Origin of the sequence: Streptomyces sp. NPDC053474 (assembly GCF_044544845.1) — a bacterium.
GTDB lineage: Bacteria > Actinomycetota > Actinomycetes > Streptomycetales > Streptomycetaceae > Streptomyces.
On record NZ_JBITXV010000007.1, the window covers coordinates 486,657 to 495,289 of the forward strand.

General features: G+C 72.2%; 6 protein-coding genes. All 6 read left to right on the forward strand.

Annotated features, from left to right (window positions below):
* The first annotated feature begins 100 nt into the window (after positions 1-100).
* Positions 101-1,675, forward strand: a complete 1,575-nt coding sequence (locus ACIG3E_RS19865; RefSeq protein ID WP_399617774.1) for a PucR family transcriptional regulator — start codon at positions 101-103, stop codon at positions 1,673-1,675.
* 214 nt (positions 1,676-1,889) lie between these two features.
* Positions 1,890-3,335 carry an aldehyde dehydrogenase family protein gene (locus ACIG3E_RS19870; RefSeq protein ID WP_399617777.1) on the forward strand — a complete coding sequence of 482 codons (1,446 nt, stop codon included), beginning with the start codon at positions 1,890-1,892 and terminating at the stop codon, positions 3,333-3,335.
* Between the two features lie 197 nt (positions 3,336-3,532).
* Entirely contained in the window at positions 3,533-5,491 is a 1,959-nt protein-coding gene (locus ACIG3E_RS19875) for an acyl-CoA dehydrogenase family protein (RefSeq protein WP_399617780.1), read from the forward strand.
* A gap of 60 nt (positions 5,492-5,551) precedes the next feature.
* The gene (gene dxr / locus ACIG3E_RS19880; RefSeq protein WP_399617783.1) at positions 5,552-6,817 is read left to right on the forward strand and encodes a 1-deoxy-D-xylulose-5-phosphate reductoisomerase; all 1,266 of its coding nucleotides are present in this window, start codon (positions 5,552-5,554) and stop codon (positions 6,815-6,817) included.
* On the forward strand, positions 6,814-8,115 hold the full coding sequence (locus tag ACIG3E_RS19885) for a M50 family metallopeptidase (protein ID WP_399617786.1): 1,302 nt from the start codon (positions 6,814-6,816) through the stop codon (positions 8,113-8,115). The genes dxr and ACIG3E_RS19885 overlap by 4 nt, the downstream gene beginning before the upstream one ends.
* Positions 8,116-8,334: 219 nt before the next feature.
* Positions 8,335-8,633 (forward strand): flavodoxin-dependent (E)-4-hydroxy-3-methylbut-2-enyl-diphosphate synthase (locus tag ACIG3E_RS19890; protein WP_399617788.1); only part of this gene is annotated, 299 nt, incomplete at its 3' end.

An 8,633-nucleotide genomic window follows, 5' to 3' on the forward strand; every position in this document is an offset into this window, starting at 1 on the left:
CCACGTGACCGACGTCCGCCGCGGCGACCGCCGCCCCACCACCCGCACGCGGCCCGCCGTCCCGGCGCCCGCCCCCGCCGTCGTACGACCTGAAGGTCCCATGCCCCCCACGCTCGCCTCGCTCGTCCAGCACTCCGCGCTCAAGCTCACCGTGCGCGCGGGCGAGGACCGCCTGGACACCCCCGTGCGCTGGGCCCACGTCAGCGAGCTCGCCGACCCCGTGCCGTACATGGAGGGCGGCGAACTGCTCCTCGTCACCGCGCTCCAGCTGGACGCGGAGAACCCCGAGGCGATGCGGCGGTACGTGAAGCGGCTCGCGGGCGCGGGCGTCGTCGGCCTCGGCTTCGCCGTCGGCGTGAACTACCCCGACATCCCCGAGGCCCTCGTCGACGCGGCCACCGCGGAGGACCTGCCGCTCATCGAGGTGCCCCGCCGCACCCCCTTCCTGGCCATCAGCAAGGCCGTGTCGGCCGCCATCGCCGCCGACCAGTACCGCGCCGTCACCGCGGGCTTCGCCGCCCAGCGCGAGCTGACCCGGCAGGCCCTCGGGGACGGCCCCGAAGGGCTGCTCGGCGCGCTCGCCGGACAGGTCGACGGCTGGGCCGCGCTGTACGACGCCTCCGGGGCCGTCGTCGCCACCGCGCCCGAGTGGGCCGCCCGCCGCGCCGCCCGGCTCACCCCGGACGTCGAGCGCCTGCGCGAGCGCACCGCCCCCGCGAGCCTCGTCGTGGCCGGGGCCGAGGACCGGGTCGAACTGCACTCCCTCGGCACCGGGCGGCGGCCGCGCGCCGCGCTCGCCGTCGGCACGGCCTCGACCCTCGGCACCGCCGAGCGCTACGCCGTGCACTCCGCGATCGCCCTGCTCACCCTCACCACCGAGCGCTCCCGCTCCCTGCACGCCGCCGAGGCCCGCATCGGCTCCGCCGTCCTGCGCATGCTGCTCGCCGGGGAGCCCGACCACGCGCTGGCCGTCGCCGGTGACCTGTACGGCGAGCTGCTCGACGCGCCCTTCCGGCTCGTGGTGGCCGAGTCCGCGACGCCCCCGGCCGCCGAGGAGGAGGGCGCCTGGGCCGCAGGGCTCGTCGACGCCGTCGAGTCGGCGGCCGCGCGCTTCGGCGAGGCGCTCCTCGTCGTGCCGTACGGCGAGCGGCTTGTGCTGCTCGTCGCCGACGGCGGGGCCGCGCAGCGGGCCGCCGTCGAGTACGTGGCCCGGGTCGAGGTCGGGCGCCCCGAGCCCGCCGATGGGCCCGGGCTCCTGATGGGGCTCTCCGCGCCCGCCGGGACCGTCGCGGCCGCCCCCGCCTACAAGCAGGCCGAGCAGGCCCTCTCCGTGGCGCGGCGGCGCGGCAAGGCCCTCGTCGAGCACGAGGAGCTGGCCGCGGGGTCGGTCCTTCCGCTGCTCGCGGACGAGGCGGTACGGGCGTTCGCGGACGGGCTCCTGCGGGCGCTGCGCGAGCACGATGCCACGGGGCGTGGGGATCTGGTCGCCTCGCTGCGGGCGTGGCTGTCGCGGCACGGGCAGTGGGACGCGGCCGCCGCGGACCTCGGTGTGCACCGGCATACGCTGCGCTACCGCATGCGGCGGGTTGAGGAGATCCTCGGCCGCTCCCTGGACGACCCGGACGTCCGGATGGAGCTGTGGCTGTCCCTGAAGGCGACGACACCGGTGGACTAGCTCTGCGCAGCGCCGAAAAGGGCGGGGGTACGGGGGCGGCAGCCCCTGGTTCGGGAAGGGGCGGGTCTGGGGCGCACCGCGAGGGCAGCCCTGACAATCCGGTGCGCGGGCAGTCGCCACTACGCCGACTCGGACAAGCCCCCGCCGAAACCTCCACCCCTACGGTGGACCCCGTACTGCTGAAGACGAACCTCCGCGAAGGGCCGGGATTCGTATGACTTCCATTCACGCCTTCTGGGTCGCCGGTCGCCAGGCCACCGGCGAGACCACGCTCGACGTCACCTCGCCGTGGGACGGGCGACTCGTCGGCAAGGCGGCCGTCCCGACCGACGCCCAGGTGGAGGAGGCCGTCGCCGCGGCCTACGCGGTCCGCGACGAGTTCGCCGCCACCCCGGCCCACGTCCGCGCCGCCGCCCTCGCCCACGTGTCAGAGCGCCTGGTGGAGCGCACCGAGGAGATCGCGCAGCTGATCTCCGCCGAGAACGGCAAGCCGGTCAAGTGGGCCCGCGGCGAGGTCGGCCGCGCCATCTCGGTGTTCCGCTTCGCCGCCGAGGAGGCCCGCCGCTTCAACGGCGGCGAGGCCCAGCGCCTGGACACCGACCAGGGCGGCCAGGGCCGCCTCGCGCTCACCCGCCGCTTCCCCAAGGGCGTCGTCCTCGGCATCGCGCCGTTCAACTTCCCGCTGAACCTGTGCGCCCACAAGGTCGCCCCGGCGATCGCGGTCGGTACGCCGATCATCCTCAAGCCCGCCCCGGCGACCCCGCTCAGCGGTCTGATCCTCGGCGAGCTGCTCGCCGAGACGGACCTGCCCGCGGGCTCGTGGTCGGTGCTGCCGGTCGCCAACGACAAGATGCCCGCCCTCGTCCAGGACGAGCGCCTCCCGGTCATCTCCTTCACGGGCTCCGACAAGGTCGGCTACCAGATCATGGACTCGGTGCCGCGCAAGCACTGCACCCTGGAGCTCGGCGGCAACGGCGCGGCGGTCGTGCTCGGCGACTTCTCCTCCGACGAGGACCTGGACTGGGCCGCGAGCCGCATCGCGACGTTCTCCAACTACCAGGGCGGCCAGTCCTGCATCTCCGTGCAGCGGGTCATCGCCGACGCCGCCGTCCACGACCGGCTCGTGGCCAAGGTCGTCGAGGCCGTCGAGGCCCAGGTGACCGGCGACCCGTCCGACCCGAAGACCGACGTCGGCCCGCTGGTCAGCGAGGACGCGGCCAAGCGGGTGGAGTCCTGGGTCGACGAGGCCGTCCGGGCGGGCGCCACGCTGCTCACCGGCGGCAAGCGCGACGGCGCCACGTACGCGCCGACCGTCCTCGCCGACGTGCCGGGCGACGTCACCCTCGCCCACGAGGAGGTCTTCGGACCGGTGCTCACGATCACGAAGGTGGACGGCGAGCAGGCCGCCTTCGACGCCGTGAACAACTCCAAGTACGGCCTCCAGGCGGGCGTGTTCACGCACGACCTCCAGACGGCCTTCCGCGCCCACCGCGCCCTGGAGGTCGGCGGCGTCGTCATCGGCGACGCCCCCTCCTACCGCGCGGACCAGATGCCGTACGGCGGCGTGAAGCAGTCCGGCGTCGGCCGCGAGGGCGTCCGCTACGCCATGGACGACTACACGTACGAGCGCGTCCTGGTCCTCACCGGCCTGGCCCTCTAACGCGCCGAACTCCTCCCATACGGCCGGAGTCCCCGCACGGGGGCTCCGGCCGTATCCGTGCATTCGCTGCGCGAGGGCTGGTGAGGATGGGCGGAATCGGGTACCAACGATCGAGTAGCACCGGTGAGTAACCATCATCCGGTTCTACGTCGATTCATGATCGGTCCACGATCCCGACTCGCGGCGAGGTGAGCCTCATGACCGCACCAACCACCCCACCCCCGTCCCCCGCGTCGAAGCCCTCGGTCACCGAACGCGAGGCCCGCCAGGTCGCCGAGGCAGCCCGTGAGCAGGACTGGCGCAAACCCAGCTTCGCCAAGGAGCTCTTCCTCGGCCGCTTCCGCCTCGACCTGATCCACCCGCACCCGCTGCCCGCCACCCAGGACGCCCAGCGCGGCGAGGAGTTCCTGGCCAAGCTGCGCGACTTCTGCGAGACGGAGATCGACGGGGAGCGCATCGAGCGGGAGGCGCTCATCCCGGACGAGGTCGTCAACGGCCTCAAGGAGCTCGGCGCGCTCGGCATGAAGATCGACACGAAGTACGGCGGCCTCGGTCTGACGCAGGTGTACTACAACAAGGCCCTCGCGCTCGTCGGCTCCGCCTGCCCCGCGCTCGGCGCCCTGCTGTCCGCGCACCAGTCGATCGGCGTCCCGCAGCCGCTGAAGATCTTCGGCACCCAGGAGCAGAAGGACGCGTTCCTGCCGCGCTGCGCCCGCACCGACATCTCCGCGTTCCTGCTCACCGAGCCGGACGTCGGCTCCGACCCGGCGCGGCTCGCGACGGCCGCGGTGCCCGACGGCGACGACTACGTTCTGGACGGCGTGAAGCTGTGGACGACCAACGGCGTCGTCGCGGACCTCCTCGTGGTCATGGCCCGCGTGCCCCGCTCCGAGGGCCACAAGGGCGGCATCACCGCGTTCGTCGTCGAGGCCGCGTCCGAGGGGATCACGGTCGAGAACCGCAACGCCTTCATGGGCCTGCGCGGCCTGGAGAACGGCGTCACCCGCTTCCACCGGGTCCGCGTCCCCGCCGCGAACCGCATCGGCCCGGAGGGCGCGGGCCTGAAGATCGCCCTGACCACCCTCAACACCGGGCGGCTCTCGCTGCCCGCGATGTGCGTGGGCGCGGGCAAGTGGTGCCTGAAGATCGCCCGCGAGTGGACGGGCGCCCGCGAGCAGTGGGGCAAGCCCGTCGCGTACCACGAGGCCGTCGGCGCGAAGATCTCCTTCATCGCGGCCACGACCTTCGCCCTCGAAGCCGTACTCGACCTGTCCTCGCAGATGGCCGACGAGGACCGCAACGACATCCGCATCGAGGCCGCCCTCGCCAAGCTGTACGGCTCCGAGATGGCCTGCCTCATGGCCGACGAGCTGGTGCAGATCCGCGGCGGCCGCGGCTTCGAGACCGCCGCGTCCCTCAAGGCCCGCGGCGAGCGGGCCGTACCGGCCGAGCAGATCCTGCGCGACCTGCGCATCAACCGCATCTTCGAGGGCTCCACGGAGATCATGCACCTGCTGATCGCCCGCGAGGCCGTCGACGCCCACCTGAAGGTGGCGGGCGACCTGATCGACCCGGACAAGACCCTGTCCGACAAGGCCAGGGCCGGGGCCGCGGCCGGGGCCTTCTACGCCCGCTGGCTGCCCAGGCTCGTCGCCGGACCCGGCCAGCTCCCGCGCGCGTACGCCGACTTCGCCCCGGCCGGGCACCCCGACCTGTCCGGGCACCTGCGCTACGTCGAGCGCGCGGCCCGGCGCCTGGCCCGCTCCACGTTCTACGGGATGTCGCGCTGGCAGGGCCGCATGGAGACCAAGCAGGGCTTCCTCGGCCGGATCGTCGACATCGGCGCGGAGCTGTTCGCGATGAGCGCGGCGTGCGTGCGCGCCGACCTCCTGCGCACCACCGAGGACCACGGCCGCGAGGCGTACCAGCTGGCCGACGCCTTCTGCCGCCAGTCCCGCATCCGCGTCGACGAGCTGTTCGGGCGCCTGTGGACCAACACCGACGACCTGGACCGCAAGGTCGTCAAGGGCGTCCTCGCCGGTACGTACACCTGGCTGGAGCAGGGCGTGATCGACCCCAGCGACGACGGTCCGTGGATCGCCGACGCGACGCCCGGGGCGAGCCGGAGGGAGAACGTCCACCGCCCGATCCGCTGAGGCCGGGTCAAGGGGCGGGCCTGGGACCTCCCCGCGAGGGCACACGCCACAATGGTGGGCATGAGCGAAAGCCCCGCACCCCTCGCCGACCCGCACCTCGTCTTCGACCCCGGCACCGCCGCCGGGCCGCGGGAGATCGTCGTCCTCGGCTCCACGGGGTCGATCGGCACGCAGGCGATCGACCTCGTGCTGCGCAACCCCGACCGCTTCCGGGTCACGGCCCTGTCCGCCGCGGGCGGCCGGGTCGCGCTGCTCGCCGAGCAGGCCAGGCGCCTGCGGGTGCGGGCCGTGGCGGTCGCCCGCGAGGACGTCGTGCCCGCGCTGCGCGAGGCGCTGCGCGAGGAGTACGGGGCCGGGGAGCCGCTGCCCGAGATCCTCGCGGGCCCGGACGCGGCCACCCAGCTCGCCGCATCGCCCTGCCACACGGTCCTCAACGGCATCACCGGCTCCATCGGCCTCGCGCCCACGCTCGCCGCCCTGGAGGCGGGCCGCACGCTGGCGCTCGCCAACAAAGAGTCGCTGATCGTCGGCGGCCCGCTGGTCAAGGCGCTCGCCAAGCCCGGCCAGATCATCCCGGTCGACTCCGAGCACGCCGCGCTCTTCCAGGCCCTCGCCGCAGGCACCCGCGCCGACGTCCGCAAGCTCGTCGTCACCGCGTCCGGCGGCCCCTTCCGCGGCCGGACGAAGGCCGAGCTCGCCGACGTCACGCCCGAGGAGGCGCTCGCGCACCCGACCTGGGCGATGGGCCCGGTGATCACGGTGAACTCGGCGACCCTGGTGAACAAGGGCCTGGAGGTGATCGAGGCCCACCTCCTCTACGACATCCCCTTCGACCGCATCGAGGTCGTCGTACACCCCCAGTCGTACGTGCACTCCATGGTCGAGTTCACCGACGGCTCCACGCTCGCCCAGGCGACCCCGCCGGACATGCGCGGGCCCATCGCGATCGGCGTCGGCTGGCCCGAGCGGGTGCCGGACGCGGCGCCCGCGTTCGACTGGACGAAGGCCTCCACCTGGGAGTTCTTCCCGCTGGACACCGAGGCGTTCCCGTCGGTGGGGCTCGCCCGGCACGTCGGGGAGCTCGCGGGCACGGCTCCGGCGGTGTTCAATGCCGCCAACGAGGAGTGCGTGGACGCCTTCCTGGCGGGCACGCTGCCGTTCAACGGCATCATGGAGACCGTCACCCGGGTCGTCGCCGAGCACGGCACGCCGCGGACGGGAACCTCGCTGACCGTGGCGGACGTCCTCGAAGCGGAGACCTGGGCCCGGGCCCGGGCCCGGGAACTGACGGCTTCGACCCAGACGACCGCGGAGGCTCGTGCATGACGACCTTGATGATGATCCTCGGCATAGTCGTCTTCGTGATCGGGCTGCTCTTCTCGATCGCCTGGCACGAGCTCGGCCATCTGTCGACCGCGAAGATGTTCGGCATCCGCGTACCGCAGTACATGGTCGGCTTCGGCCCGACGATCTTCTCCCGCAAGAAGGGCGACACCGAGTACGGCATCAAGGCCATCCCGCTCGGTGGCTACATCCGCATGATCGGCATGTTCCCGCCGGGGCCCGACGGGCGCCTTGAGGCGCGGTCCACCTCGCCCTGGCGCGGCATGATCGAGGACGCGCGCTCGGCGGCGTTCGAGGAACTCAAGCCCGGTGACGAGTCCCGGCTCTTCTACACGCGCAAGCCGTGGAAGCGCGTGATCGTCATGTTCGCCGGGCCGTTCATGAACCTGATCCTGGCCGTCGTGATCTTCCTCGGCGTGATGATGACCTTCGGCATCAGCACCCAGACCACCTCGGTCGGCAAGGTCTCCGACTGCGTCATCGAGGCCGGTCAGAACCGCACCACGTGCGCGAAGGGCGACAAGCCCGCCCCCGCCAAGGCCGCGGGCCTCAAGGCGGGCGACAAGATCGTTGCCTTCCAGGGCAAGGACGTGGACGACTGGTCCACGCTCCAGTCGCGGATCCGCGAGACCATCGGCCCCGCCACCATCACCGTCGAGCGGGACGGCAAGCGCGTCGACCTGCACGCCAACCTGATCAAGAACCAGGTCAGCAAGACGGACGGCGACGGCGGCTACGTCGAGGGCAAGTACGTGTACGCCGGATTCCTCGGCTTCACGCCCGCCTCCGGCATCGTCCAGCAGTCCTTCGGCGAGTCCGTCGACCGCATGGGCAACATGATGGAGAACGGCGTCGAGTCGATCGTCGCCCTGCCCTCCAAGATCCCGGACCTGTGGAACGCGGCCTTCGGCGACGGCGAGCGCAAGCAGGACTCCCCGATGGGCGTGGTGGGCGCGGCCCGGGTCGGCGGCGAGGTGTTCACCCTGGACATCCCGCCGCAGAACCAGATCGCGCTGATGCTGTTCCTGCTTGCCGGGTTCAACCTCTCGCTGTTCCTGTTCAACATGCTGCCGCTGCTGCCCCTGGACGGCGGCCACATCGCGGGTGCGGTGTGGGAGTCGCTGCGCCGGAACGCGGCGAAGGTCCTGCGGCGCCCCGACCCCGGCCCGTTCGACGTGGCGAAGCTGATGCCCGTGGCCTATGTGGTGGCGGGGATCTTCATCTGCTTCACCATCCTGGTCCTGATCGCCGATGTGGTGAACCCGGTCAGAATTTCCTAGCCGTACGAAGTTTGAGGCGGCCGGGCACCATGTGTGCCCGGCCGCCTTCGTATGTGCGGTACAGCCCGCCAATGGGTGGACATCGGGGCGGGATGTGCTTGGGGCCTGTGGGGTGCCGTAATCTCGAACCCGCGAACAAGCGATGTTGTAGCGCGATGCCGCGAAGCCCGGAGCCCGCCGAACTCGGGACCTCGATCCACACTTGGGGATGCACGCCAGATGACTGCCGTTTCTCTCGGAATCCCGTCCGTTCCGACCAAGCTGGCCGACCGCAGGGTCAGCCGCAAGATCCAGGTCGGCTCGGTGGCCGTGGGCGGGGACGCACCGGTGTCGGTGCAGTCGATGACGACGACGCGTACGTCGGACATCGGGGCGACGCTCCAGCAGATCGCGGAGCTGACGGCCTCCGGCTGCCAGATCGTACGGGTGGCGTGTCCTACGCAGGATGACGCGGACGCGTTGGCGGTGATCGCGCGGAAGTCGCAGATTCCGGTGATCGCGGACATTCACTTCCAGCC

What these genes read in the sequence shown, in the direction of transcription:
- ACIG3E_RS19865 (WP_399617774.1), top strand. Translation starts at nt 101, where the DNA reads ATGCCCCCCACGCTCGCCTCGCTCGTCCAGCACTCCGCGCTCAAGCTC.
- ACIG3E_RS19870 (WP_399617777.1), top strand. Translation starts at nt 1,890, where the DNA reads ATGACTTCCATTCACGCCTTCTGGGTCGCCGGTCGCCAGGCCACCGGC.
- ACIG3E_RS19875 (WP_399617780.1), top strand. Translation starts at nt 3,533, where the DNA reads ATGACCGCACCAACCACCCCACCCCCGTCCCCCGCGTCGAAGCCCTCG.
- dxr (WP_399617783.1), top strand. Translation starts at nt 5,552, where the DNA reads ATGAGCGAAAGCCCCGCACCCCTCGCCGACCCGCACCTCGTCTTCGAC.
- ACIG3E_RS19885 (WP_399617786.1), top strand. Translation starts at nt 6,814, where the DNA reads ATGACGACCTTGATGATGATCCTCGGCATAGTCGTCTTCGTGATCGGG.